General features: G+C 69.2%; 20 protein-coding genes, 1 other RNA gene and 3 pseudogenes. 9 read left to right on the top strand and 15 right to left on the bottom strand.

Annotated elements, in window-relative coordinates:
• Nucleotides 1–19: 19 nt before the first annotated feature.
• Nucleotides 20–1,452 (top strand): annotated as a pseudogene (locus BMG07_RS07095) (aldehyde dehydrogenase family protein).
• Between the two features lie 33 nt (nt 1,453–1,485).
• Here BMG07_RS07095 and BMG07_RS07090 read toward each other — a convergent pair.
• Together BMG07_RS07090 and BMG07_RS07085 are read right to left on the bottom strand one after the other, a co-directional pair.
• The gene (locus tag BMG07_RS07090; RefSeq protein ID WP_374221247.1) at nt 1,486–2,349 is read right to left on the bottom strand and encodes a ZIP family metal transporter; all 864 of its coding nucleotides are present in this window, start codon (nt 2,347–2,349) and stop codon (nt 1,486–1,488) included.
• Nucleotides 2,350–2,417: 68 nt separating this feature from the next.
• Complete coding sequence (locus BMG07_RS07085; protein WP_198083960.1) at nt 2,418–3,053, bottom strand: superoxide dismutase; 636 nt, start codon at nt 3,051–3,053, stop codon at nt 2,418–2,420.
• 196 nt (nt 3,054–3,249) lie between these two features.
• On the opposite strand from BMG07_RS07085, the gene BMG07_RS07080 reads away from it, so the two are divergent.
• The 4 genes from BMG07_RS07080 (at nt 3,250) to glp (ending at nt 7,185) form a co-directional block, all read left to right on the top strand.
• Nucleotides 3,250–3,960 carry a hypothetical protein gene (locus BMG07_RS07080; protein ID WP_198083959.1) on the top strand — a complete coding sequence of 237 codons (711 nt, stop codon included), beginning with the start codon at nt 3,250–3,252 and terminating at the stop codon, nt 3,958–3,960.
• 81 nt (nt 3,961–4,041) lie between these two features.
• On the top strand, nt 4,042–5,205 hold the full coding sequence (gene moaA / locus BMG07_RS07075; RefSeq protein ID WP_198083958.1) for a GTP 3',8-cyclase MoaA: 1,164 nt from the start codon (nt 4,042–4,044) through the stop codon (nt 5,203–5,205).
• The gene (gene mobA / locus BMG07_RS07070) at nt 5,202–5,861 is read left to right on the top strand and encodes a molybdenum cofactor guanylyltransferase MobA (RefSeq protein WP_269758738.1); all 660 of its coding nucleotides are present in this window, start codon (nt 5,202–5,204) and stop codon (nt 5,859–5,861) included. Before moaA ends, mobA begins: the two co-directional genes overlap by 4 nt.
• Before the next feature lie 7 nt (nt 5,862–5,868).
• Nucleotides 5,869–7,185: a gephyrin-like molybdotransferase Glp gene (gene glp / locus BMG07_RS07065; protein WP_198083957.1), complete on the top strand. Its 1,317-nt coding sequence runs from the start codon at nt 5,869–5,871 to the stop codon at nt 7,183–7,185.
• Nucleotides 7,186–7,192: 7 nt separating this feature from the next.
• On the opposite strand, the gene rnhA is transcribed toward glp, so the two are convergent.
• Both rnhA and BMG07_RS07055 read right to left on the bottom strand, forming a co-directional pair.
• Nucleotides 7,193–7,642, bottom strand: a complete 450-nt coding sequence (gene rnhA, locus BMG07_RS07060; protein WP_198083956.1) for a ribonuclease HI — start codon at nt 7,640–7,642, stop codon at nt 7,193–7,195.
• Between the two features lie 39 nt (nt 7,643–7,681).
• Nucleotides 7,682–8,431, bottom strand: coding sequence for a class I SAM-dependent methyltransferase (locus BMG07_RS07055; protein WP_198084000.1), 750 nt, complete (start codon nt 8,429–8,431; stop codon nt 7,682–7,684).
• Nucleotides 8,432–8,450: 19 nt separating this feature from the next.
• On the opposite strand from BMG07_RS07055, the gene gloB reads away from it, so the two are divergent.
• Together gloB and BMG07_RS07045 are read left to right on the top strand one after the other, a co-directional pair.
• Nucleotides 8,451–9,230 (top strand): hydroxyacylglutathione hydrolase, encoded by a 780-nt coding sequence (gloB, locus tag BMG07_RS07050; protein WP_198083955.1) that lies wholly within the window; start codon nt 8,451–8,453, stop codon nt 9,228–9,230.
• Nucleotides 9,227–10,824 (top strand): annotated as a pseudogene (locus BMG07_RS07045) (transglycosylase SLT domain-containing protein). Before gloB ends, BMG07_RS07045 begins: the two are co-directional and overlap by 4 nt.
• A gap of 33 nt (nt 10,825–10,857) precedes the next feature.
• Here BMG07_RS07045 and BMG07_RS07040 read toward each other — a convergent pair.
• From BMG07_RS07040 to dnaX, 8 genes are all read right to left on the bottom strand, one after another.
• Nucleotides 10,858–12,042: a low temperature requirement protein A gene (locus BMG07_RS07040; protein ID WP_198083954.1), complete on the bottom strand. Its 1,185-nt coding sequence runs from the start codon at nt 12,040–12,042 to the stop codon at nt 10,858–10,860.
• A 74-nt stretch (nt 12,043–12,116) separates the two neighbouring features.
• Nucleotides 12,117–12,971: an ABC transporter permease gene (locus BMG07_RS07035; RefSeq protein WP_198083953.1), complete on the bottom strand. Its 855-nt coding sequence runs from the start codon at nt 12,969–12,971 to the stop codon at nt 12,117–12,119.
• Nucleotides 12,971–13,786, bottom strand: coding sequence for an ABC transporter ATP-binding protein (locus tag BMG07_RS07030; protein ID WP_198083952.1), 816 nt, complete (start codon nt 13,784–13,786; stop codon nt 12,971–12,973). The genes BMG07_RS07035 and BMG07_RS07030 overlap by 1 nt, the downstream gene beginning before the upstream one ends.
• A 55-nt stretch (nt 13,787–13,841) precedes the next feature.
• Nucleotides 13,842–14,879: an ABC transporter substrate-binding protein gene (locus BMG07_RS07025; RefSeq protein ID WP_198083951.1), complete on the bottom strand. Its 1,038-nt coding sequence runs from the start codon at nt 14,877–14,879 to the stop codon at nt 13,842–13,844.
• Nucleotides 14,880–15,027: 148 nt separating this feature from the next.
• A complete protein-coding gene (locus tag BMG07_RS07020) occupies nt 15,028–15,420 on the bottom strand; it encodes an MAPEG family protein (protein ID WP_198083950.1) in 393 nt (130 codons plus the stop codon).
• 39 nt (nt 15,421–15,459) lie between these two features.
• Nucleotides 15,460–16,050, bottom strand: a complete 591-nt coding sequence (gene recR / locus BMG07_RS07015) for a recombination mediator RecR (protein WP_198083949.1) — start codon at nt 16,048–16,050, stop codon at nt 15,460–15,462.
• Between the two features lie 7 nt (nt 16,051–16,057).
• Nucleotides 16,058–16,390 (bottom strand): YbaB/EbfC family nucleoid-associated protein, encoded by a 333-nt coding sequence (locus BMG07_RS07010; protein WP_007836669.1) that lies wholly within the window; start codon nt 16,388–16,390, stop codon nt 16,058–16,060.
• A gap of 55 nt (nt 16,391–16,445) precedes the next feature.
• Nucleotides 16,446–18,317, bottom strand: a complete 1,872-nt coding sequence (dnaX, locus tag BMG07_RS07005) for a DNA polymerase III subunit gamma/tau (RefSeq protein WP_198083948.1) — start codon at nt 18,315–18,317, stop codon at nt 16,446–16,448.
• 179 nt (nt 18,318–18,496) lie between these two features.
• Here dnaX and ffs point away from each other — a divergent pair.
• Nucleotides 18,497–18,593, top strand: an RNA gene (gene ffs, locus BMG07_RS07000) — signal recognition particle sRNA small type.
• 97 nt (nt 18,594–18,690) lie between these two features.
• Complete coding sequence (locus BMG07_RS06995) at nt 18,691–19,161, top strand: GNAT family N-acetyltransferase (RefSeq protein WP_198083947.1); 471 nt, start codon at nt 18,691–18,693, stop codon at nt 19,159–19,161.
• Here BMG07_RS06995 and BMG07_RS06990 read toward each other — a convergent pair.
• The 3 genes and pseudogenes from BMG07_RS06990 to BMG07_RS06980 form a co-directional block, all read right to left on the bottom strand.
• Nucleotides 19,139–20,375, bottom strand: a pseudogene (locus BMG07_RS06990) (TIGR03862 family flavoprotein). The gene BMG07_RS06995 and the pseudogene BMG07_RS06990 overlap by 23 nt on opposite strands.
• Nucleotides 20,372–23,650 carry a UvrD-helicase domain-containing protein gene (locus BMG07_RS06985; RefSeq protein ID WP_307866889.1) on the bottom strand — a complete coding sequence of 1,093 codons (3,279 nt, stop codon included), beginning with the start codon at nt 23,648–23,650 and terminating at the stop codon, nt 20,372–20,374. Before BMG07_RS06985 ends, BMG07_RS06990 begins: the two are co-directional and overlap by 4 nt.
• Nucleotides 23,637–26,282, bottom strand: a complete 2,646-nt coding sequence (locus BMG07_RS06980; RefSeq protein ID WP_198083946.1) for a PD-(D/E)XK nuclease family protein — start codon at nt 26,280–26,282, stop codon at nt 23,637–23,639. The genes BMG07_RS06985 and BMG07_RS06980 overlap by 14 nt, the downstream gene beginning before the upstream one ends.
• Nucleotides 26,283–26,364: the final 82 nt, after the last annotated feature.

Raw genomic sequence — 26,364 nt, 5'->3', positions numbered from 1 at the left:
TCGCGCAAAATCCTGCCCCATGCAGCTCAACTACATCGCCAACGCGGACGTTCCGTCCTCCTCCGGCCGCACCCTGCCGGTCATCGACCCCTCCGACGGTCAGACTTTCGACGAGATCCAGCGCAGCAACGCCGCCGACATCGACTCGGCCGTGCGCGCCGCGCGCGACTGCTTCGAGGGCGTCTGGCACAAGGTCAGCGCCGCCGACCGCGGCCGCCTGCTCTACAAGCTGTCGCAGAAGATCGCCGAGCACGTCGACGAACTGGCGCTGATCGAGCAGCGCGACTGCGGCAAGCCCGTCAAGCAGGCCCGCGCCGACGCGGTGGCGCTGGTGCGCTACTTCGAGTTCTACGCCGGCGCCTGCGACAAGCTGCACGGCGAGACCATTCCCTACCAGGACGGCTACAGCGTCTTCACCTGGCGCGAGCCGCACGGCGTCACCGGCCACATCATTCCGTGGAACTACCCGATGCAGATCTTCGGGCGCAGCGTGGGCGGAGCCTGGCGGCGGGCAACGTGTGCGTGGTGAAGCCGGCCGAAGACGCGTGCCTCTCGCTGATCCGCGTGGCGCAGCTGGCGGCCGAGGTCGGTTTTCCGGCCGGCGCGCTGAACATCGTGACGGGCTACGGCCACGAGGTGGGCGACGCGCTCGCGCGGCACGAAGGCATCGACCACATCAGCTTCACCGGCAGCCCGAAGATCGGCACGCTGATCCAGCAGGTGGCGGCCGAGCGGCACTGCCCGGTCACGCTCGAGCTGGGCGGCAAGAGCCCGCAGATCGTGTTCGCCGACGCCGACCTGGACGCGGTGATTCCCGTGGTCATCAACGCCATCGTGCAGAACGCCGGCCAGACCTGCTCGGCCGGCTCGCGCGTGCTGATCCAGCGCGACATCTACGAGCCGCTGCTCGAGCGCCTGGGCCACGCCTTCGAGGCCTTGCGCGTGGGCCCCGCGGCCATGGACCTCGACGTGGGCCCGCTGATCCGCCAGACGCAGCAGCAGCGCGTGTGGGACTTTTTGAGCGATGCGCAGCATGCCGGCATTCCGATGGTGGCGCAGGGCGTCGTGGTCGAGGAAGCGCCCGAGACCGGCTTCTACCAGGCCCCCACCCTGCTGCGCGACGTGCCGGTGGGCCACCGGCTGGCGCAGGAAGAGGTGTTCGGCCCGGTGCTGGCCGCGATGTCGTTCACGGACGAAGACGAAGCGGTGGCGCTGGCCAACGCCACGCAGTTCGGCCTGGTGGCCGGCGTGTGGACGGCCGACGGCGCGCGCCAGTTCCGCATGGCCAAGCGCGTGAAGAGCGGCCAGGTGTTCATCAACAACTACGGCGCGGGCGGCGGCGTGGAGCTGCCCTTCGGCGGCGTGAAGTCGTCGGGCTATGGCCGCGAAAAGGGCTTCGAGGCGCTGTACGGCTTCACCACGCTGAAGACCGTCGCCGTCAAGCACGGCTGACGGCCGAGCGGCAGAACACCGCGCGGGGCGGCGTCAGCCCAGCGCGGTGTCCAGCAGCATCATCAGCACGAAGCCGACCATCAGCCCGTTGGTGGCAAAGGCCTCGTGCCCCTTGCGGTGCGATTCGGGAATGATCTCGTGGCTGATCACGAACAGCATCGCGCCCGCGGCAAAACCCAGCCCCCAGGGCAGCAGCATCGCCGAGTGGCCGACCACCGCCGCGCCCAGCACGGCGCCCAGCGGCTCGACCAGCCCTGACGCCATGCCGATCAGCACCGCGAAGACACGGCTGTAGCCGGCGGCCAGCAGCGCCACGGCCACGACCAGCCCCTCGGGCACGTCCTGGATCGCGATGCCGGTGGCCAGCGCGTCCGCGCGCAGCCCGTTGTTGGCTGCGTAGCCGACACCGATCGCCAGCCCTTCCGGCACGTTGTGCAGCGCAATGGCGAACACGAAGAGCCAGGTGCGCCGCAGTTGCTTGGCGGTCTGCCCTTCGCGCCCCTTGATGAAGTGCTCGTGCGGCAACACGCGGTCCATCAGCATCAGCACGGCGCCGCCCAGCAGGATGGCCGAGCCGATGACCCCGCCCGCCGCCCAGTTGCCGCCGCCGAACACGCCCACGGTCTTGGCGGCCTCGAGCCCCGGAATGATCAGCGAGAAGGCACTGGCCGCCAGCATCACGCCGGCGCCGAAGCCGAACAGGGTGTCCTGCAGCCGCTCGGGGAGCTTTTGCGAGAACAGCACCGGTAGCGTGCCGAGCGCCGTGGCCAGCGCCGCGACCGAGCCGCCGAGCAAGGCGTTCCACACCAGCGGGTCGCCGCGCACGAAGGTCCAGAACTGTGTCAGCACCACCAGCGCGCCGGCGGCGACGATGGCGAAGCCGATCCGCTCGCGCATCGCACGCGCGGGCTTGGGGCCCGCATCCGCCACCGTGATCTGCCGCGGGTCGTTCATGGCGCCGCGCCTCAGCCGCCGGTTGCGGCCGCGTGGCGGCGGGCCACCTCGGCCCAGTTCACCACGTTGTAGAAGGCCGCGATGTATTCGGGCCGGCGGTTCTGGTACTTGAGGTAATACGCGTGCTCCCACACGTCCAGCCCCAGGATCGGCGTGTTGCCCGAGCCGATGCCGCGCATCAGCGGGCTGTCCTGGTTGCCGCTGCTTTCCACCGCGAGCTTGCCGCCGGGCGCCACCGACAGCCACGCCCAGCCGCTGCCGAAGCGCGTGAGGGCCGCCTTGGTGAAGGTCTCCTTGAAGGCGTCGAAGCCGCCCAGGTCGGTGTCGATGGCCTTGGCCAGCGCCCCCGAAGGCGTACCGCCGCCGCCCTGGCCGACCGGCGTCATCACGGTCCAGAACAGGCTGTGGTTGGCATGGCCGCCGCCGTTGTTGCGCACCGGCGCGCGCAGCGCCTCGGGCAGCTGCTCGACCCCGGCGATGAGCTCCTCGACCGGCGTTCCCTCGTGCGGCGTGTCTTTCAGCGCCGCGTTGAGGTTGTTGACATAGGTCTGGTGGTGCTTGCCGTGATGGATTTCCATCGTCTGGGCGTCGATGTGGGGTTCGAGCGCATCGAAGGCATAGGGCAAGGCTGGCAGGGTGTACGGCACGGTCGAAAAGCTCCTTGGTTGGAAGAGCCCTTTGCGTTGTCGACGTGTTGCGTACTCAGGCATCCAGATGATAGGAATTCTCATTGGCCACGTCAAGACATCCCGGCAGGGATGGCGAAAACCGGCCAGCCCGGGAAAACATCCGGCAACGATCGATACACTCTTGCGCGGCACGTTTCCCCGGGAGATTCCAACGATGAAGTTCCAGCACATCCTTCCCCTTGCCCTTCCCTTCGCCCTGCTCCTGGGCGCCAGCCTGGCGACAGCCCAGACGCCGCCCACCACCACGCCGCCGGCCGGCGAATACATCTACCAGGGCGGCAGCGGCGCGCTGCGCGTCAAGTCCGACGGGCGCTTCGACATCACCACCATCGGCGCCAACGCCCACACCTGCGCGCTCGACGGCGCCATCGTGCGCGGCAAGGCCAAGATCGACGACACCAGCTGTGTCGTGAGCTTCGCGGTCAGCGCCGACAAGGTGCAGGTCTCGACCAACGGGTCGGAGCAATGCCGCGAAAGCTGCGGCATGCGCGCCAGCTTCGACGGCACCTACACCCGCCCCACCCCGGGCTGCACCGACAAGGCCGTGGCCAACTCGCGCAAGACCTTCAAGCGCCTGTACGACACCCGGGACTACGCCGTCGCCCAGACCACGCTGGCGCCCGTGCTGTCGGACTGCGACAAGACGCTCGACTGGATCACCAAGGGCTGGATCCGCAACGACCTGGCGCTCACGCAGTTCAAGCTCAACGACCGCGCCGCCTGCCTCAAGACCCTGCAGCCGCTGGCCGAGGACGCCGCCCGTACCGACGACGGCATCAAGGAGAACTACCCGCCGGCGGACGCCGAGATCTTCTTGCCGGTGGTGCGCGCCACCCGCACCAACCTGAAGCTCTGCAAGGGATGACCCCCGGGGCGCCCCGATGCCGCCGCAAGTAGCCTGCGGTGAATGGGTCCATGGGCGATGGCGCAAAATCGGACCCACCCCATGAAGCACAGCAGCAGCACCGTCATTCCGATCTCCGCCGTCGGCCACGCGCACCCCGCGGTGGCCGTGCCGGCGCTCGCGGTGCCGGCCACCGGCCACCTGCTCGACCGCCTGGGCCGGCCCCTGACCGACCTGCGCATCAGCGTGACCGACCGCTGCAACTTCCGCTGCAGCTACTGCATGCCGAAGGACGTGTTCGACAAGGACTACAAGTACCTGCCGCACAGCGCCCTGCTGAGCTTCGAGGAAATGACGCGGCTGGCGCGCGTGTTCGCGTCGCACGGCGTGCGCAAGATCCGCCTGACCGGCGGCGAGCCCCTGCTGCGCAAGAACATCGAGCGGCTGGTCGGGCAGCTCGCTGAAATCCGCACGCCCGGCGGCGAAGCGCTGGCGCTGACGCTCACCACCAACGGCTCGCTGCTGCAGCGCAAGGCGGCCACGCTTCGGGCCGCCGGCCTGCAGCGCGTGACCGTGAGCCTGGACAGCTTGGACGACGCGGTGTTTCGCCACATGAACGACGTCGACTTTCCGGTGGCCGACGTGCTGGCCGGCATCGACGCGGCGCTGGCCGCGGGCCTGGGGCCGATCAAGGTCAACATGGTGGTCAAGCGCGGCACCAACGAGCAAGAAATCCTGCCGATGGCGCGCTACTTCCGCGCGCACCACGGCGGCAAGGTGGTGCTGCGCTTCATCGAGTACATGGACGTGGGCGCCACCAACGGCTGGCGCATGGACGAGGTGCTGCCCTCGGCCGACGTCATTGCGCGCATCCACGCCGAGTTCCCGCTGGTGCCGCTGCAGGCCACCACGCCCGGCGAAACCGCCCAGCGCTGGGCCTATGCCGACGGCGGCGGCGAAATCGGCGTCATCAGCAGCGTGACCCAGGCCTTCTGCCACGACTGCAGCCGGGCCCGCCTGTCGACCGAAGGCAAGCTCTACCTGTGCCTGTTCGCGAGCGCGGGCCACGACCTGCGCCCCTTGCTGCGCGGCACCGCCAGCGACGAAGACATCGCCTCGGCCGTCGGCCACATCTGGCAGGGCCGCGCCGACCGCTACTCCGAGTTGCGCGCCCTGCGCGGGCCCGCCGCCGGCAACACCGGCGCCCCCGGTGATGGCGACGACAAGGCCCCGCGCCGCGTCGAGATGAGCTACATCGGCGGATGACGACCCAGGCGGCCGCCATGCCCGCGCACGCCATCATCGCGCCCGCCGACATCACGGGCCTGTTGCTGGCCGGCGGCCGCGGTTCGCGCATGGGCGGCGTCGACAAGGGGCTGCAGCTTTTCAACGGCGAGCCGCTGGCGCTGCATGCGGTGCGGCGGCTGGGGCCGCAGGTCGGCCGGCTGATGGTCAATGCCAACCGCAACCTGGCCGACTACGAAGCCTTCGGCGTGCCGGTCTGGCCCGACAGCGTGGCCGACTATCCGGGCCCGCTCGCTGGCTTCTTGAGCGGGCTCGAGCACTGCGCCACGCCGTGGCTGCTGACCGTGCCCTGCGACACCCCGCTGTTCCCACGCGACCTTGCCGCGCGCCTTGCCGAAGCTGCCGCCGCAGCGGACGCGGAGATCGCCATGGCCAGCGCCCCCGAGGCCGCGGACGGCGAGGCGCCAACGCTGCGCGCCCAACCCGTCTTCTGCCTGCTGCGCGCCGACCTGCGCGACAGCCTGCGCCGCTACGTCGACACCGGCGGCCGCAAGGTCCAGGCATGGGCCGCGCAGCACCGCACGGTGCGCGTGCCCTTCGACCGCCCGGGCGACGCGCCCGACGCCTTCTTCAACGCCAATACCTTGGCCGAGCTGCACGCACTCGAAAACCGCTGATGAGCCCATGAGTCGCATCGCAGACATCGCCTCCGCCCTCCCGGGCTACGACGCCGCCGACCTGAGCGTCGACGCCGTGCACGCCTTTCTCTCGCAGCTGACGGCACCGGCCGTCGTCACCCAGCGCGAGAGCGTCTCACTGTTCGACGCGCTGGGCCGCGTGCTGGCCGAAGACATCGTCTCGCCCATCAGCGTGCCGCCGCACGACAACTCCGCCATGGACGGCTACGCCTTCGACGGCGCGCTGCTGCCCGCCGACGCGCCCAGCGACGCGTCCGTCACGCTGCGCGTGGTGGGCACCGCGCTGGCCGGCGCGGCATGGCGCGGGGCGCTGGCCACCGGCGATGCGGTGCACATCATGACCGGCGCGATGATGCCGCCCGGCCTCGACACGGTGATCCCGCAGGAGTTCTGCAATGTCGAAGGCGACACGGTGCGCTTTCCGGCGCATGTGCTTCGGCGCGGCGACAACCGGCGCTTTGCCGGCGAGGACCTCATGCAGGGCCAGCCCGCGCTGCGCCGGGGCGAGCGCCTGTCGCCGGCCGCGCTCGGCATGGTCGCCAGCCTGGGCCTTTCGGGCGTGCCCGTGCTGCGGCGGCTGCGCGTGGCGTACTTCTCGACCGGCGACGAGATCCTGAGCCTGGGCGAGGCGCCGCGCGAAGGCGCCGTGTACGACAGCAACCGCTACACCGTGTTCGGACTGCTCGCGCGGCTGGGCTGCGAGGTGGTCGACCTCGGCCTGGTGCGCGACGACCCGGCCACGCTCGCCGCCACGCTGCAACGCGCCGCGCGCGAGGCCGACGCCATCGTCAGCAGCGGCGGCGTCAGCACCGGCGCGGCCGACCACACGCGCGACGTGATGCAGCAGTTGGGCGACATGGCCTTCTGGCGCGTCGCGATGCGCCCCGGCCGCCCGCTGGCCGTGGGGCTGATTCCGCGCGATGCCATTTCAACGCAGCCGCCGGCCGTGCTGTTCGGCCTGCCGGGCAACCCGGTGGCGGTGATGGTCACTTTCCTGGCCTTCGTGCGGCCGGCGCTGCTGCGCATGATGGGCTGCAACGACGCCGCGTCGGCGCCCCCGCCGCTGCTGCGCGCGCGCAGCACGGGCCCGATCCGCAAGAAGCCGGGCCGCACCGAATACCAGCGGGGCTTCGTCAGGATGGTGCCGGGCGCGCTGCCCGAAGTCGGCGTGGCCGGCAACCAAGGCTCCGGCGTGCTCAGCTCGATGGTCGAGGCCAACGGGCTCGTGGTGCTGCCCCATGGCCAGGGCTGCGTCGCCGCGGGCGACGAGGTGGATGTGATGATGTTCGACGGCGTGATCTGATCCGGGATCAGATCCGTCCGAGGGCCTTGTCCACGCCCTTGTTGGCCAGCATGTCGGCGCGCTCGTTGCCCGGGTCGCCCGAGTGGCCCTTGACCCAGCGCCACTCGATCTGGTGGCCGCCCTCGGCCACCAGCTTGTCCAGCTTCTGCCAAAGCTCGACGTTCTTCACGGGCTGCTTGCTGGCCGTGACCCAGCCCTTGGCCTTCCAGCCGCGGATCCACTCGGTGATGCCCTTGCGCACGTACTGGCTGTCCAGGTAGAGCAGCACCTTGCACGGCCGCTTGAGCGCGGCCAGGCCTTCGATGACGGCGGTCAGCTCCATGCGGTTGTTGGTGGTGTTGAGTTCCCCGCCGAACAGGTCTTTCTCGGTGGGGCCCGACTTGAGCCATGCACCCCAGCCCCCGGGGCCCGGGTTGCCCTTGCACGCACCATCGGTGTAGATCACGACTTCGTTCAAACTGACTTTTCCTTCTTCATTCGATTCATTCGCTCATTTTCAATTCTTCTTGGGCTCGCTGCGGTGCACCTTGCCGGCGATGGGCACGGGCGCGGTGGTGCGCGCACCGGCGCGGCGCCAGTCGGCGCTGAGCAGCCGCATGCCGCGCACCCGCTTCACCGCGACCAGGAAGTAGGCGGCGCCGAAGATGGGCCACCAGCGCTCGCCGGCGGCGTCCATCCAGCGCGAGCGCTCCAGCCAGGCCTCGCTGCGCACGGCCGGCCGGTAGATGCCGAAGCGGCCCGACTCGACCTCGAAGCTCAAGAGCCGCAGCCAGTCGCGCATGCGCCAGTAGCCGATGAACTCTCCGCCCTCGGGCAGGTAAAGATCGCCGATGCCCAGCCGGCGGTAAAGGTGCGCGCGGCGCTGGCGCATGCCCCACAGGCTGGTCGGGTTGAGCCCGCAGATCACCACCCGGCCCTCGGGCACCAGCACCCGCTCGACCTCGCGCAGCGTGGCGTGCGGGTCGGGGCTCAGTTCGAGCGCGTGCGGCAGTACCACCAGATCGAGGCTGTTGGCCGCGAAAGGCAGCGCCGCGAAGTCGGTCAGCAGCGTCGCCTTGCCGCCCCGGGCGGGGTCGTCCAGCGCCAGCCAGCGGTGCGGCATGCGGTTGGCACGCAGCCCGTCGACCTCGGCCGCGCCCAGTTGCAGTGCGTGATAGCCGAAGACATCGGCCACCGCCTGATCGAACTGGGCCTGCTCCCAAGCCAGAAGGTAGCGCCCCGGGGGGGTCGCGAACCAATCCTGCAAACCTATAATTTGACCGCTCATGACCCTTGTTCCGCTGCCCGCCTTCGCCGACAACTACATCTGGATGCTGCACGACGGGTCCCACGCCATCGTGGTGGATCCGGGCGATGCCCAACCGGTGTTCGACGCGCTGGCGCGCCACAAGCTGCAGCTGGCCGCGATTCTAGTCACGCACCACCATGCCGATCACACAGGCGGCGTGGGTGCTTTGCATGCCGCCACCGGCGCCCCGGTGTGGGGGCCGGCGCGCGAGCGCATTCCGGAGCCGTTCACGCCGCTCGTGCAGGGCGACGTGGCGCAGGTGCTGGGCCTGCGTTTCCAGGTCATCGACGTGCCGGGCCATACGGCCGGGCACATCGCCTACTTCCTGCCCGCGGCGCCTTCCCAGGCGCCGCTGCTTTTCTGCGGTGACACGCTGTTCTCCGGCGGCTGCGGCCGGCTGTTCGAGGGCACGCCCGCGCAGATGCTGGCCTCGCTCGACGCACTGGCGGCATTGCCCGGCGACACGCGCGTGTGCTGCGCCCACGAGTACACACTTTCTAACCTGCGTTTCGCCCTGGCCGTGGAACCGGCCAACGCCGATCTGACTCACTACAACGCGCGCTGCGAAAGCCTGCGCGCACAGGGGCAGCCCACGCTGCCATCGCAACTGGCGACCGAACGCCGGATCAACCCCTTTCTTCGCAGCCGCGAAGCCACTGTCCTTCGAGCGGTGCGTGCCCATGCCGAGCTGGCTGCCGACGCAGCCGAGGCCGACGTGTTCGCCGCATTGCGCCAATGGAAAAACGACTTCCGATGAAATTTATCGCTGCCACCTGCATCGCAGGTTCACTGGTGCTCGCGGGCTGCGCGGGCACGAACAACGGCTCCGCACCCTCTTCCTCTTCTTCCCCCAACGCCGGTGCCACCGCCGGCGCAGTACCAGCCCGGTCTACCCGCGCGCCGCCCTCTCTCCCCTTGCCAGCAGCCAGGCGCATTCGCAGAGCGTGGTCACGCTCGCGCCGCCGACGGACATGTGGGACCGCATCCGCCGCGGCTTCAAGATGCCCGACCTGGACAACGACCTCGTGCGTGACCGCGAGCAGTGGTATGCCAGCCGGCCCGACTACATCCAGCGCATGACCGAGCGCTCGAACAAGTACATCTTCCACATCGTCGAGGAGCTCGAGCGCCGCAACATGCCGACCGAGCTCGCGCTGCTGCCCTACATCGAGAGCGCGTTCAATCCGCAGGCCATCTCCAGCGCGCGCGCCGCGGGCATGTGGCAGTTCATGCCGGCCACCGGCACCGACTTCGACCTGAAGCAGAACATCTTTCGCGACGACCGCCGCGACGTGCTCGCCTCGACCCGCGCCGCGCTCGACTACCTGCAAAAGCTCTACGGCATGTTCGGCGACTGGCAACTGGCCCTGGCCGCCTACAACTGGGGCGAAGGCAGCGTGAGCCGCGCCATCGCCAAGAACCAGCGCCTGGGCCTGCCCACCACCTACAGCGACCTCACGATGCCCGCCGAGACGCGGCTGTACGTGCCCAAGCTGCAGGCCGTGAAGAACATCGTGGCCAACCCGCAGGCGTTCAACACCGAGCTGCCGCTGATCGCCAACCACCCGTACTTCCAGACCGTCACGCTCACGCGCGACCTCGACGTGGAACTCGCGGCCAAGCTGGCCGACGTGCGCCTGGAAGACTTCCGCGCGCTGAACCCCGCCGCGCACAAGCCGGTGATCATCGCGGCCGGCACGCCGCAGATCCTGCTGCCGTGGGACAACGCGGCCGTGTTCCAGCGCAACTTCGACGCCTTCTCGCAAGGCCAGTACGCCAGCTGGACGGCCTGGGTCGTGCCCACCACCATGACGGTGGCCGACGCCGCCCAGCGCTCGGGCATGAGCGAAGCCGACCTGCGCTCCATCAACAACGTGCCGCCGCGCATGCTGATCAAGTCCGGCTCGACGCTGATCGTGCCGCGCGGCGCCCGCGTGAAGGAAGACGTGGCGGCCGTCGTGGCCGACAGCGGCCACCTGAGCTTCCAGCCCGAGATCGTCACGCGCCGCACCACCGTCAAGGCCGGGCGCTCCGACAACGTCGCGAGCATTGCGCGCCGCTACAACCTGAAGCCCGCCAACGTGGCCGAGTGGAACGACGTGAACGCCAATCACGCCTTCAAGCGCGGCTACAGCGTGGTGGTGTACCTGCCGATCCGCGCCACGGTCGCGGCCCGCGCCGGCACCGGCGTCGGGGTGGCGCGCGGCCACGCGGCGGCGTCCTCCAAGCGCGGCGCGCCGGTGAAGGCTTCGGCGCCGAGAGGCGCCAACGTCGTCAAGGTGCCCGCCAGCAGCAAGCAGCAGGTGGTGCGCGAGAAGCGCGGCGGCACGCCGGCCAAGAAGAAGCGCTGAAGCAGCGCTCTTCTCCTCGCCGCTCTCGCAGGCTCAGTGGGTCGCCTTGGCGGCCCAGGCCCTGCGGCGCACCACGGCTTCCAGCGCGGCCACGGCAATCATGACGAGCGTCGTGAGCGTGCCCACCACCATCACCGACAGCTGCGACGCAAACACCGCGAGCACGGCCAGCAGGCCCAGCCCGTAGAGGTGCGACTGCGGCAGAAAGCCCCGCACCACGCGCTTGAACAGTGCATTGCCGAACAGGTACAACGCCGGCCCGCCGATGAGCGCGCCCAGGTACTTGAGCTCGGCATGGTGCGAGCCCTCGTTGATCGTGAGCTCGTCCGCCACCGCGCACACGATGATGCCCGCCACCAGGATCACGTGCGTGTAGTGGAACTTGGCGCCGATGCCGCCGGGGTCGCTCGAATGCTCGATGGCGTGGGTCGCCTCTTTCGCGCTGGTGTCGAAGTACATCCACCACATCGCCAGGCTGCCCGCGAAGCCCACCAGCAGCGCGAACATGTCGATGCCGTGCCATTCGGCGTGGTGGCCGAAGGCGATGCCGGTGGCCAGCACCGACTCGCCCAGCGCGACGATCACGAACAGCTGGCAGCGCTCGGCCAGATGGCCGCCGTCGATGGTCCAGTCGGCGGTCGTGGAGCGACCCAGGCCCGGAAACCGCAGGCCGATCATCGGCGCGATGTACTCGCACAGCACGCCGACGAACCACAGTGCAAGGCGCGCCTGCCCTTCGGCCAGCCCGCCCGCGATCCAGAACGCGCCGGCCAGGCAGTTCCAGGCCAGCAGGCGCCGGAAGTTGGGCGTGAGCGGGTCGTTGGGGCCGATGGCGATCAGCATGCACAGCGTGCGCCCCGCCTGGATGCCCACGAAGCACAGCGCGAATACCAGCCCCCGCTCCGCGAAGGCGCCCGGCAACGCCGAGGCCATCACCATGGCCAGCAGCATGATCGCGAACAGCACGCCGCGGATGCGCAGCGAACTGGGGTTGAACCAGTTGGTGGTCCAGGCCGTGTACTGCCAGCCCAGCCACACGGCGAACCACATCACCAGCGTCTGGAACGCGCCCAGCAGCGTGAGGTGGTCCAGCAGGTAGTGGGAGAGTTGCGTGACCGAGAACGCATAGACCAGGTCGAAGAACAGCTCTTCGTTCGAGACCCTGGCGGCCTCGTTGCGCGAGCGCAAGGTCGTGGCCCGCTTGTTGTCGTGGCTCATTGTTTACCCCTGTGAAGTCGTTGCGGCGCCCCTTGCTGCTTGCGGGCGCGCGCGGGATCATCGCATGAGGGGCGTCACAGTTTCTCGGTTTCGCCGGTCTTGGGCTGCCACTTCATGAGGCGCTTTTCGATCAGCCCCACGATGGCGTCGAGCACCAGCGCAAAGGCCGTGAGCACCACGATGCCCGCGAACACGGTGTTGACGTCGAAGGTGCCTTCGGCCTGCAGGATGAGGTAGCCCACGCCGCGCGCCGAGCCCAGGTATTCGCCCACCACCGCGCCCACGAAGGCCAGCCCGACCGAGGTGTGCAGGCTGGAGAACACCCAGCTCGTCGCGCTCGGCAGGTACACGGTGCGCAGCAGTTGCCGCTGGTTGGCCCCCAGCATCTTCGCGTTGGCCAGCACCACCGGGCTCACCTCGCGCACGCCCTGGTAGACGTTGAAGAACACGATGAAGAACACCAGCGTCACGGCCAGCGCCACCTTGCTCCAGATGCCCAGGCCGAACCACAGCGCGAAGATGGGCGCAAGAATCACGCGCGGCATCGAGTTGGCGGCCTTGATGTAGGGGTCGAGGATCAGGCTCGCCGTGGGCGCGAGCGCCAGCCACAGCCCGCAGGCCAACCCGAGCACCGTGCCGATGCCGAAGGCCAGCACCGTCTCCAGCAGCGTGGTGCCCAGGTGCAGGTAGATGTCGGCGTTGCCCTTCAGCCCTTCTGGAAACAGCGCGTTGGGCGGCACCTCGAACGGCAGGAACCAGCTCCAGATGCGGCCCGCCACCTGGATCGGCTCGCCGACGAAAAAGGCGAACTGCTGGTTGCGCGAAGCCAGGTGCCACCCGACGAGGATCACCACCAGCAGCGCCAGTTGCCAGAAGCGCGCGTTGCGTTCGTTCAGGCCGAAGTTCAGGCCGAAGTTCGGGCGCGACATCAGGCGGCCTTTCTCAGTTGCTGCGCGTAGCCCTTGAGCACTTCGTCGCGCAGTACCTCCCAGATCTGCGTGTGCAGCTCGACGAAGCGCGGCTGCGTGCGCACTTCGGCCACGTCGCGCGGGCGCGCCAGGTCGATGGCGAATTCGCCGATGGGGTGCGTGGCCGGGCCGGCCGACAGCACCACCACGCGGTCGCTCATGGCAATGGCCTCGTCGAGGTCGTGCGTGATGAAAAGCACGGCCTTCTTCTTCGCGCTCCACAGGTCGAGCACCTCGTTTTCCATCAGCTGGCGCGTCTGGATGTCGAGCGCGCTGAAGGGCTCGTCCATGAGGATGATGTCGGGGTCGAGCACCAGCGTCTGCGCCAGCGCCACGCGCTTGCGCATGCCGCCCGAGAGCTGGTGCGGATAGCGGTCGCCGAAGCCCGAGAGGCCCACGCGCGCGAGCCACGCCTCGGCCTGCTTGCGCGCCTCGGCATCAGGCACGCCGCGGTATTGCAGGCCCACCATCACGTTGTCGATGGCGCTGCGCCAGGGCATCAGCGCCTCGGTCTGGAACATGTAGCCGGCACGCGCGTTGACGCCCTCGAAGGTCTTGCCGAACACCTTCACCGTGCCCGACGAAGGCGCCAGCAGGCCCGCGCCCACGTTCAGCAGCGTCGACTTGCCGCAGCCCGTGGGCCCGACCACCGAGACGAACTCCCCTGCCCTGATGCGCAGCGTGGTGTCGGCCACCGCCGTGTAGCGCTGGCCCGGATCGTCCTTCGAATGGAAGGTGCAGCTGATGGAGAGAAGTTCGAGTGCGTAGTCGGACATGGTCGGACGGGGCGTAAAAAACCCGGCCTGAGCCGGGTCGCGGGGACGTTCGGAATCAGGCTTTGAACCTGTCTTTCGCGCGCCGAGCAAAATCGTTGGTGTAGGTTTTCGCAAGGTCGATCTTGTCGGCCTTCACGGAGGTGTCGAAGCTGGCGATCGCGGTGAGCGCGGTCTTGGGGCCGTCCACCGGCACGAGGCCGTCGGTGGCAATCGATTCGCGCACCTTGTCGAACGACGCGAGGTACAGCGCGCGGTCGCCGAGCAGGTAAGTCTCGGGCACCGTCTTGATGATGTCGCCGGGGCCGGCCGTCTGCAGCCACTTCAGGCCGTGCACGATGGCATTGGCCAGCGCCTGGCAGGTGTTGGGATTCTTCTGGATGAACTCGCTCGACGCATACAGGCAGGCCGCCGGCATCGTGCCGCCGAACACCTGCTGCGTGCCCTTGAGCGTGCGCGTGTCGCTGATGATCTTCACGTCGCCCTTCTGCTCGAGCATGGTCATCACCGGGTCGGTGTTGCTGATGGCGTCGATCTGCCCCGAGCGCAGCGCGGTGAGCGCGCCGGCCGCCACGCCCACGCCGATGAAGCTCACATCGCTGGCCTTCAGGCCGCCGCGCGACAGCACGAGGTTGGCCACCATGTTGGTCGACGAGCCCGGTGCCGAGACGCCGATCTTCTTCCCCTTGAGATCCTGGATGCCGGTGTAGCCGGCCATGTTCTTGGTCGACACGCCCACGGCAATTTGCGGTGCGCGGCCCTGCAGCACGAAGGCCTGGAAGAACTGGTTCTTGGCCTGCAGGTTGATGGTGTGTTCGTAAGCGCCCGAGCACACGTCGGCCGAACCGCCGACCACGGCCTGCAGCGCACGCGCGCCACCGGCGAAGTCGGAAATCTCGACGTCGAGCCCCTCGGCCTTGAAGTAACCGAGCTGCTCGGAGATGGTCAGCGGCAGGTAATAGAACGCCGCCTTGCCGCCCACCGCGATGGAGACCTTGGTCTTCTCCAGCTTCGCCTGTTGCGCAAAGACGCGCGGCAACGCGATGGTTGCGGCGGCAATCGCGGAAGCGGAAATGAGGGTGCGGCGATGAAGCATGAAACGGAGCCTGGAGCTGTGCCTGTGGGCGCTGTGATTCTTGTGGACTGAATCGAGCTTAGGGGCCGCATCACACGACTGCATCGGGGTCATCCCGTGCGGGTTTTCACGTAAGCACGAAGGCCTCCAGCAGGCCCTTCGCGCGGGCTTATCGCCCAATGAAAAAGATCGAGATATTGACCAGCAGCCCGAGCGCCCAGACCGCGCTGCGCGCACTGGCCATGCCTTTGACATAGAGCGCGATATAGACCAGGCGCAATACCACGTAGATCACCGCGAGCATGTCCAGCCGCGCCTGCGACACGCCGAGCTGATGCGCGATGACCACGGCAGCGATGAACAGCGGCAAGCCTTCGAAGCTGTTGGCTTGCGCGCCGTTGGCACGCGCGCGCCAACCGCTCTGCTTGGCGGCCCAGTCGCGCGGCTGCATGTTGTCGCGCGGGCCGAAGCTGCCGGCCTTGGCGATCCACGCGGCCAGGTACGGCAGGCCGCAGGCGACGAACACGCACCAGTAGGCCACCGTGAGCAATGAAAAAGTCATGTCGTTCCGTCTGCGTCGGGCAGCGATTGCGCGGTGCCGCTACCGGCGGTCCACCAGGGCGTGGGCGATGGTGCCGAGATCGACGTATTCGAGCTCGCTGCCCGCCGGCACGCCGCGCGCAAGGCGCGTGACGGTCAGGCCGTGCTGCTTGAGCGCTTCGCCGATCACGTGCGCGGTGGCCTCGCCCTCTGCCGTGAAGTTGGTGGCAAGGATGACCTCGCTCACCGTGCCGTCGCGTGCGCGGTCGAAGAGCTTCTGCAGGCCGATGTCCTTGGGCCCGATGCCGTCCAGCGGACTGAGCTTGCCCATCAGCACGAAGTAATAGCCGCGGAACGCGCCCGTGCGTTCGAGCGCGGCCTGGTCGGCCGGCGTCTCGACCACGCAGAGCTTGGTGCCGTCGCGCCGCGAGTCCATGCAGACGCTGCAGATCGGCGCTTCGGTGAAGGTGTTGCAGAGTTCGCAGTGCCGCACATTGCCCGCGGCCTGCTGCAAGGCACGCGCGAGCAACTGCGCGCCGTCGCGGTCGTGCTGCAGCAGGTGAAAGGCCATGCGCGAGGCCGACTTGATGCCGACACCGGGCAAGCGGCGCAGCGCATCGACCAATGCGTCGAGCGAACTGGCGTCGGCCATGTACCGCTTAGAACGGCAGCTTCATGCCGGGCGGCAGACCCGGCATGCCGGCCGTGAGCTTGCCCATCTTCTGCTCGCTGGTTTCCTCGGCCTTGCGCACGGCGGCGTTGAAGGCGGCGGCCACCAGGTCTTCGAGCATGTCCTTGTCGTCGGCCAGCAGGCTCGGGTCGATGGTGATGCGCTTGACGTCGTGCTTGCAGGTCATGACGACCTTGACGAGGCCGGCGCCGGATTCGCCTTCGACCTCGATGTGGGCCAGCTCTTCCTGGGCCTTCTTGAGGTTGTCCTGCATTGCCTGCGCCTGCTTCATGAGGCCGGCCAGTTGTCCTTTGTTGAACATCGTTGGTCCTGATCGTTGAGTTGGAAAGTGGGAGAAGGATAAGAGAGACGAAAACTCAGGCCGGTTTCAGGGTTCCTGGAACGATCCTCGCGTCGAAGTCGCGCATCAGCGCCTGCACTTCGGGGTCGCTCATGATGGCGTCTTCGGCCACGCGCTGGCGCTCGTCGGCGGCCTGCTTGTTGCGGCGCGCCGGGCTGTCGACCACGCCGCCGATCTCGATCGCGAGCTTGATGTCGTGGCCGAGCGCCTGGAGCGCGACCGTGAGCTTCTCGCGGCTGGACGGCTGGTTGAGCGTCTCGCGCTCGATGCGCAGCATCCACTGGTCGGTGTCGCGGCCCACCAATTGCGACTGCAGCGCCAGTTCGCGCGTCAGCGCGTTGATGGCTTCGGACGCGACCAGCTGCGTGACCGTGGCGTGCCAGAAGTCGCCGTCTTCGCTTCGCGGAATGGGGGTATAGGGAACACGCTGCGGCGCATCCGCGGAGGGCTCGTCGCGCGCGCTCGGCGGCGGCTGCACGCGGATCGGCACGCCGACGACTTGGGCCGGTGTCTCGGGGGCGTCGGGGCGCGGCTCGGTCTGGCGACGGGGTTCGTCGACCACCGCGAGGCGCTGGCCTGCAGGCGCTGCGGGGGCCGGTGCGGCTTGGCGGACTGGTGCTGGCGCTTCGACCGGTGGCCGGGCGACCGGCGCAGGCGCGGGAACAGGTGAAGGTGCCGGGGCCGGTGCCGGGGCACGCGCGGGTGCTTGCGGCACGGCGGCCGCAGCTTCATTCAGAGTTTTTTTTTCCGTGGAGGCCGTCGAGGCAGCCGCGTTGGAAGAAGGCTTGAAGGCCAGGAGCCGCAGCAGCACCATGGTCAGCGCCGCGTATTCGTCGGGCGCCAGGCCCAGCTCGCCGCGGCCGTGCAGGCACAGGCTGTAGAGCAGTTGGGTCTCGTCGGCCGGCATCAGCGCGGCCAGGCGCGCGGTGTCGGCCGCGTCGGGGTCGGTGGCCGCATCGGCGGACTCGGCGCGCGAAGGCACGGCCTGCAGCACGGCCATGGCCTGCAACACCGCCGTCATTTCTTCCAGCGTGGACGCGGCCGACATGCCGTCGACGCGCAGCGCCTCCGATGTCTCGACCACCGTCTTGCCGTCGCCCTGCGCCAGCGCCTCGATCAGGCGGAACACGTGGCCGCGATCGACGCTGCCAAGCATCTGCCGCACGCCGGTTTCTACGAGCTCGCCGTTGCCGAAGGCGATGGCCTGATCGGTGAGCGAGAGCGCGTCGCGCATCGAGCCGCGTGCCGCGCGCGCCAGCAGGCGCAACGCCAGCGGCTCGGCCGGCACGTTCTCGGTCTGCAGCACGCTCGTGAGGTGCTCGAGCACCGTCTCGGGCGCCATCGGCCGCAGGTTGAACTGCAGGCAGCGCGACAGCACCGTGACCGGCACCTTCTGCGGATCGGTCGTGGCCAGCACGAACTTGAGGTACTCGGGCGGCTCCTCGAGCGTCTTGAGCATCGCGTTGAACGCGGTGTTCGTGAGCATGTGCACTTCGTCGATCATGAAGACCTTGAAGCGCCCCTGCACCGGCTTGTACACGGCTTGCTCGAGCAGCGACTGCACCTCGTCGACGCCGCGGTTGGAGGCCGCGTCGAGCTCGGTGTAGTCGACGAAGCGGCCCGAATCGATGTCACGGCAAGCCTGGCATACCCCGCACGGCGTGGCGGTGATGCCGCCCTGCCCGTCGGGCCCCTGGCAGTTGAGCGACTTCGCCAGGATCCGCGAGACCGTGGTCTTGCCGACACCCCGGGTGCCGGTGAAAAGATAGGCGTGATGCAGGCGCTGCGTGGTCAACGCGTTCTCGAGCGCCTGCACCACATGCCCCTGACCGACCATCTCACCGAAGGTTTTCGGGCGGAACTTGCGAGCGAGCACGAGATAAGACATTGCGGGCATTCTAAAAGGCGCGGAGGCCCCTCCCGCCTTGCCCCTGCAATCAAAAAAAGCCCCGTCCCTTCCAGGGACACCGAGGAACCGGCTCCGCCGGGCCTCCGGTGTCGCCCCCAGCAGGGGGGAAGGAGAAGCGACACGAAGTGCGCGCATCCTGGGGGGTTACAATAAGCGCTGACGGGCCTCCCTGCATGGTGAAGTGGCCAACCGGGTCAGGTGGGGAACCAAGCAGCCCTAACTGCGTAGTCAGTGCCAGGGGTAAGGCTCGTCAACCTAACATCAAGAAGCCGTGAGTTCCATCCAGAGGACTCACGCGCTGCGTCTGAGGGGCCACCGCCAGCCCCGGACGCCAGACCTCACGCAATCAGCCATGACCCTGCACATCCGGCTCGCCAACATCGGCGATCTCGAAGCGCTGATACGCCTGGATACGGTGGCCGCGCACGATGACCACCGCGCCGCGCAGATCAAGGGCTGGATCGACGACAGGTTCTGCCACGTCGTCCACGTGGATGGCGAGCCAGCCGCCTACGGCGTCCTGCACCACCACTTCTTCGACGCGGGCTTCATCGAAATGCTGATGGTCGGCGAAAAGTTTCGCCGCCACGGGCTCGGGCTGAAGCTCATCGCGCATCTGCAATCGATCTGCGATCGGCCCAAGCTCTTCACCTCCACGAACAGGTCCAACCAGGCGATGCAATCGCTGCTGAAACGGGCCGGATTCAGGGAAAGCGGCCACATCGACAACCTCGACGAGGGCGACCCCGAACTGGTGTTCTTCTGGCCCGAGGAGCAGCAGCCGCGCACCGGGCCTGGCGTTACAACCCCAGCCGCTGAATAGCGCCCCGCGCCGCAGCCGCACCGCTCGCCATCGACGCCGTGAGCAGATAACCGCCGGTCGGCGCCTCCCAATCCAGCATCTCGCCCGCCGCGAACACACCGGGCAGCGCACTCGCCATCAGCGACGAATCCAGCGCGTCGAAGCGCACGCCGCCTGCCGTGCTGATCGCCTCGTCGACAGGCCGCGTCGCGACCAGCTTCAGCGGCACGGCCTTGATCGTGGCTGCCAGTTGCACAGGGTCCTGCATCGCGTCCTTGCTCAACGCTTCGTGCAGCACGCCCGCCTTGATGCCTTCGATGCCGAGGCGGCTCTTGAGGTGGCTGCTCAACGAACGCGCGCCACGCGGATGCTTCACCGCCGCGAGCACCTGCTCGGCACTGCGGTCGGGCAGCAGGTCGAGCAACAGCGTCGCGCTGCCGTTCGCGGCAATCTCGTCACGCAGCAGCGCCGACGCCGCATAGACCAGGCTGCCTTCGATGCCCGTGGCCGTCGCAACGAACTCGCCCTTGCGCGCAAAGTGACGCCCCTGGCTATCAGTGAACGAGATCGCGACCGACTTGAAGGGCTGTCCGGCGAAGCGGCTTGAAAAATGCTCGCTCCACCCCGCGCCGTCGAAGCCGCTATTGGCTGGCAGCAGCGGCGCCACGTCCACGCCCTTGGCCTGCAGCATGGCGCCCACGCGCCGTCCGAGCCCAGGCGGGCCCAGCTCGCGCCACCCAGCGCCAGCACCACGCGTCGGCCTTCGCGACGACCTCGCCGGCCGGCGTTGCAAACCGCAATGCGCCCACGTCGAGCGCCCCGTCGCCGAGCCAGCGATGCCGCATATGAAACTGCACGCCCGCCGCGCGCAGCCGATGCAGCCACGCGCGCAGCAGCGGCGCGGCCTTCATGTCGGTCGGGAACACGCGGCCCGACGTACCGACGAAAGTCTCGATGCCCAGCCCGGCCGCCCACTCGCGCGCCTGCTGCGGGCCGAACTCCGCGAGCATGGGCTCCAGCTGCGCGCGGCGCTCGCCGAAGCGGGTCACGAACACATCGAAGGGCTCCGAGTGCGTGAGGTTCAAGCCACCGCGCCCGGCCAACAGAAACTTGCGGCCCACCGAGGGCATCGCGTCGTACACATGCACTTGCGCGCCGGACGCGCTCAGCACTTCGGCCGCCATCAGGCCGGCGGGTCCGCCGCCGATCACGGCAACGGCAGGAGAAACATTCATTCGAGATTTACCAGTTCGCCCTGCCCGGTCAGGAACGCGACGCGCACCGTGGCACCGGGATAGGCATGTTGCACTGCGGCGCGGTAGCGCTGCATCTGTGCGATCAGCGCGGCGTCCCTCTCGGGGCGCGCCGCGGATTTGTAGTCGAGGATCCACCAGGCGCCGCCGTCGCGCTCTCGCACCAGACGGTCGATGCGCAAGGTCTCGCCTTCATGCACCAGCGTGACTTCATTGCCATGCCAGTCGACCCTGCGATCGTCCCACACCCAGGCGCCCTGGCCCGCGCGGATGCGCTGGGCCAGCGCGGCGGCGCCGCGCGCCTGCTGCGCATCGAGCATGAATTCGCGTGCCGCGGCGCGTACGTGGGCCGCGGGCAGCGGCTCGCCCGGCACGGCCCATTCGAGCAGCCGGTGCATGGCCTGGCCGAAGGCGGCGGCGCGCGCGTCGACGGTGGTGTCGGGCGCTTTCTTGGTAGAGGGTGGCTCGACCGACACAGGCGCAGGCGCCGCGGGCATGCGCTTCATCGAGAAGCTGCCCGATCCCGCGCCCGCTTCGGTCGGCAGGGCGACCAGCGGCTCGTCGGCTTCCGTGGCTTCACACAGCGGCTCCAGCCGCGCCCACCAGCTGCCTTCGTTGGCTCGCGCCGGACGCACCGACGACAGCACCAGCCGCTCGCGCGCCCGCGTGGTCGCGACGTAGAGGCCGTTGAGCTCTTCGCGATGGCGTGCGCGCTGCTCTTCTTCGAGCAGCGACGCCGCGCAGGCCGGCGGCGTCTTCTCGCTCGCCAGGAACACGAAGCGTGTCGGCGCGCTGTCGCTGCCCTTCCACTCGACCAGCACGCCCATGGTCTGGGCGCGCGGCGGTGGGGCATCGCAATCGAGCATGAGCACGGTGTCGGCCTCGAGGCCCTTGGCGCCGTGCACGGTCAGCAATTGCACCGCGTCAGGCGCGGCAACGGACGGTGCCCGCACCCCGCCGGCGCGCAGCGAACGCACCAGCGCATAAGGCGTGGCAAAGCGCGCACCGTCGATGTCGAGCGAAGCCGTCAGCACGCCGCGCAGATTGGCCAGCGCACTCTGGCGCATCGGCGCGGGCACGGCGGCGCCGAACTTCGCGAGCAGGTCGCCGTCGTTGAAGATCGCGTCGAGCGCGTCGTGCGGCGGCAGCGTCATGAGCAGGCGCTGCCACTTGCGCAGCTTGACACCGGCCTCGACCAGCTCGGGCGGCAGGCTCTCGTCCTTCTGGATCAAGGCGAACCAGCTCACCATGCCTCGCTCGCGCTGGCGCAACGCCAGTTGCACCAGCGCTTCGTCTCCGATGCCGAACACCGGCGACTTCAGCGCGCGCGCCAGCGACAGGTCGTGCGCGGGCGACACGAGCGCGTCGATCAGCGCGACCACGTCCTGCACTTCGGGCGCGTCGTGCAGCTCGTTCTTCTCGGGCTGCTGCACGGGAATATGACGCTGGCGCAGCGCGTCCTGCATGGCGGACAGGCGGCTGCGGCGGCGCGCCAGCACCATGATCTGCTTGGGCGGCGTGCCGTCGGCGATGCGTTGCGCGACCCACTGCGCGGCCTGTTCGCATTCTTTCTGCAGCAGTTGCTCTTCGGGCAGCACGCGCGGCGTGACGAGGCTGTCGCGCCAGTGCAGCATGCCGTCGTCGGCCGGAGCGGCTTCGGCGGCGCCGAGTGCATCGCGGTCGATGGCCGGAAGCTTGAGCAGTTCGCCGTCGTCGCCGCGCTCGGTGGTGTGGGCGCGGTAGCCGTCGAACTCGCCGGCCTCCTGCGCGGCCAGCATCGCCGAGTTGACGAGCCCGACCACGGCGCGCGCGTTGCGGTGGGTGTGGTCGCAGTTCAGCAGTTCGCCGTCGAGGCCTTCGCGCACGAACTTCTTGGCGGCGATGAACACCTGCGGCTCGGCGCGGCGAAAGCGGTAGATGCTCTGCTTGGGGTCGCCCACGATGAACACGCGCGGCGCCCTGCCCTGCGCGCCGGTGTAGGCGCTGAGCCAGCCGTACAGGGCCTGCCACTGCAGCGGGTTGGTGTCCTGGAATTCGTCGATCAGCAAGTGCGCGATGCGCGCGTCGAGCCGCTCCTGCACCCAGCCCGAGAGCGCCGATTGCCCGAGCAGCAGCTGCGCGGCCTGTTCGACGTCGTTCATGTCGACCCAGCCGTGCGCGCGCTTCACGTCGGCGAAGGCCGCGATGAGGATGCGCGTGAGCCGCGTCATGCGCTGCTGGTAAAGCCACGCCGCGTGCTGCGCCTGCGCGCCGCACAGCACCTGCAGTTCGGACTCGGCCTCCTGGGCGGCGGGGAATTTCTGCAGGTTCTTGTTGAGGCGGTCTTCGGTGGCGACGAAGAAGTTCTTGCGCAGGTGCGCCAGCGCGGCCGGCAACGCGCCGGCTTCGGGCTCGCCCGTGCCGAACACGTCGATGATGGCTTCGGCGGCCTTTTGCGGCGTCTTGTTGGCCTCCTTGCCCAGCGCGGCCGCGCGGTCGAGCCAGCGCTGGCGCACGGCACCGCCGCGCAAGGCGTCGGTCGGCTCGTCCAGCCCTTCGAGCGCGGGATAGAACGCGCTGAAGTGCTGCACGGCGTTTTCCGCATCGGCCAGCGAGAACTCGACGCGCTTGGACAGCGCCTCGCTCAGGGCCTTGGCGGTCTGCGAACGGCCGTGCGTGGCGACGACGGCGTAGTAGTCGGCCAGCGCGCTCCTGTCGGCGGTCACGGCTTCGAAGAACGGGCGCCAGGTGTGGCTGCGCGCCTCGGCATCGTCTTCGAGCAGTTCGTAGTTCGACGGCAGGCCCAGCTCGCGCAGCACCGCCAGCGGCGCATTGCGCAACAAGCCCGCGAACCAGGCGTGGAAGGTTCGGAACTGCACCGGCCGGCCGCCTTCGAGCAGACGCCGGTAGAGCCCCTTCAGGCGCGGCACCGCGGCCAGCGCGGCGGCGGGCTCGACGCCGCGCATCACGAGCTGGGCGACCAGTTCCTCCGGCGTGCGCTCGGCGAAATCCTCGAGCCACTGGTCGAGCCGCTCGCGCATTTCGCCGGCCGCCTTCTTCGTGAAGGTGATGGCCAGGATCTCGTGCGGCTCGCAGGCGGAATCGCCTTCTTCGAGCAGCGCGCGCAGGATGCGCGACACCAGCATCCAGGTCTTGCCCGCGCCCGCGCAGGCTTCGACCGCGACCGAGCGGCGCGGATCGCACGCGACGACGTAGAAAGCCTCGCGCGTGACGTGCCGGCCGTTGTGTTCGTAGCTGCGCCGCTCACTTCGTATCACCTCCGACCGCCGGGCCGCCCCAAGGCGCAGGTGCCTCCCCCTCGGGGGGTGGCGAAGCACACGCAGTGGCAAGCCGGGGGGCCTCGTCGCTCCAGAAGTCCTTGCGACAGAGGCCGCGCGCTGCGCAGTAGTCGCAGACGGCGCCCTCCCCCAATGGCGGCAGCGCCGCGCCCTGCGCGATGCGCGTGAAGTCGCTGATGATGCCGGCCACGAGCGCGTCGCGCGCCTCCACCACGGAAGGCTGCTCGACGGTCTGCGTGCCGGACGATTTTTCGCCCACGTTCACGTAGGCCGCGCGCAAGGTGTCGTCGGCCACCAGGGCTGCGTAGAAGGCCAGCTGCGTGTCTTCGGTCGGGTCTTTCACGCGCTCCTTGCTGACGGAGGCGGACTCGGTCTTGTAGTCGATCACGAAGGCCTGCCCGTCGGGCATGCGGTCGATGCGGTCGAGCCGGCCGATCAGGCGCAAGTCGCCCAGCGGCTGCTCCTTCCAGGGCTCGGCCTCGACGAAGACGGCGCCACCGGCCTCGTGCCCCGTGAGCCATTGGAGATAGCCGTCGCGCACGGCGGGCCATGCGGCAGCAAAGGGCAAAAACTCCGCGTCGGACAGGCCGAGCTCTTGCGTGGCGCGCCGGGACGCGTCTTCGATGAGCGCGGCGCGCTCCTGCGCGTCTTGCGTCGGGGTTTCGAGCAGCGCCTCGTGGAAGTGGCCGAGCACCGCGTGCAGCCAGTTGCCGAAGTCGCGCTTGTCGATCTCGGCATCGAGCTCGTCGGCGCTGCGCAGGCCGAGTTGGCGCAGCGCGAAGAAGCGATAGGGACAGCGGCGCAGGTCTTCGTACACGCTGGTCGAGATGTTCTGCAGCGGCAGCAGCGCGCCCGAAGGCTTCGGGCAGTCGGTCGGCTGCACGGCGACCTCGCGCGGGGAACGCGGATCGGTGGCGGGCTGCAGGACGTGATCGAGCTGCAGCGCCTGCACCAGCGGGCTCGGACGCACCGGTTCGCCGCTGGCGTCGGACTGGCGCCACAGCAGTTCGCACGAGGGGTTGTGCAGGGCCGCGGCCCAGGCGGCACGCTGCGCGGCTTCGAGCGTTTCGCGCGAGGGCAAGCCCAGGTCGGCGCGCTGCGCGGCGCTCCAGTTGCCGGGCGGCTCGGGCGACGCGGGCAGGCGGCGGTCGTCGCAACCGGGAATCACCACCGCACCGAACGCGCGGCCCAGCAATTGGTAGAGCGGCAGCACGATGACCTTGGGGGCCTGGTCGCCGGCGGGCGGCACGAAGCTCGCGTCTTCGAGCACGTCGCGGACCCAGGCGGTGAATTCGGCGAGCGTGTGGCGGCCGCCGGGGAATTCTTCGTCGTCGCCGTGTGCGCCGGCATCGAGCCACAGCGCGGCGATGACCTTGCCGCCGGCCATGTCCTCGCTGAGCGGCTCCCACTGCTCGCTGGCCTCCAGCAGTTCGCGCAGCGCGCCCAGCCATTCGGCCAGGGGGCGCGAGCGGGTCATCGGCGCGCGGCGCGCCTCGATGGCCTCGGTGAAAGGCAGCATCGCGACGTCTTGCGGCTTCTCGCTGCGCGCGATCAATGCGCACCATGCCGACCAGTCGCGCAGGCCTTCGCGACGCAGGCGTGCCTCGAGCGACTGAACGGCCAGCGCGTCGCCGTCGGCGCCGCTCTTGAGCCATTCAAGCACCTGGTCGCTGCCGGCGTCATGGGCACAGGCGCGCAGCGCGCTCATCAATGCGGCGGCCGCGCGTGTGGTCGAAAGTTTCCATCCGGTCTCGTCGTGGGTGACGATGCCCTGCGCCTTCAGCTGGGCGCTGATGCGGCGCGTGAGCGCGCGATCGGTCGCCACCAGCGCGACCGGCGCGCGGTCTTCGGCCAGGTGGCGCAGCACGCAGGCGGCGGCGAGCTCGGCTTCGTCCTCGGGGTCGAGCGCGACGTGCGAGGCCGCGGCGTCCACCTGCGTATTCGCCGGTACCAGCGAGAGATGCAGTGCCCTGTCGCCCCACAAGGCGCAAAGCGCCTGCGTGAGCGGGTCGGTCTGGAAGCCCTCGAGCACGATCAGCGCATCGACCTGCGCGCGCGTGCTCTCGCGCTGCAGCACATCGGTGGCATAGCCGGAGGTCGAGACCCATGCGACGGCGATGCGGATCAATGCGCTCTCGGTGCGGAACCATTCGGACTCGCTGCCCGCCTCGGCCACCTGCGCCGCGCGCGCGGCCCAGTCGCCGACGCGCTCCTGCGGCGCCACGGCGGCCGCGAGCGGCACCAGTTGATAGGCCAGTTCGACCACGCGGCCGGCCAGCGCGAAGCGCTCGGCATGGAAGCCGGACTGCGACAGCAGCGCCTGGGCCGTGACGAGGTCGCGCGCCATGTCGTGCGCGACGTCGTAGCCGGTGGGAACGAACCCGCCGGCGCTGCGGGCCCAGTTGTGCGTGGTCTCGAAGCGCGGCACGAAGCCGGGGCTGCCGCAGCGGGCCCACATGGCGCGCGCCACGCCCATCAGCTGGGCATAGGGCACCAGCACCACGGTACGGGCCGCGTGCAGCTCGCGTTCGGCGAGCGCGCGCACGATCCGCGCGACGACGCCGTCGGCGGGATCGCACCACAGGGCCTGGACGGGGTGGCCTTCGTTCATGTTCTATCGAGGGTTTTGAGAGCGCAGGGGCATGACACGCAAGGGCTTTGGCTATCGCCGCCATAGCGTCCCCGCATGGCAC

The sequence above is a fragment of the Variovorax sp. E3 genome (assembly GCF_016082275.1).
Taxonomy (GTDB): Bacteria; Pseudomonadota; Gammaproteobacteria; order Burkholderiales; family Burkholderiaceae_C; genus Variovorax.
This window is presented reverse-complemented; position numbering and strand designations above follow the sequence as displayed.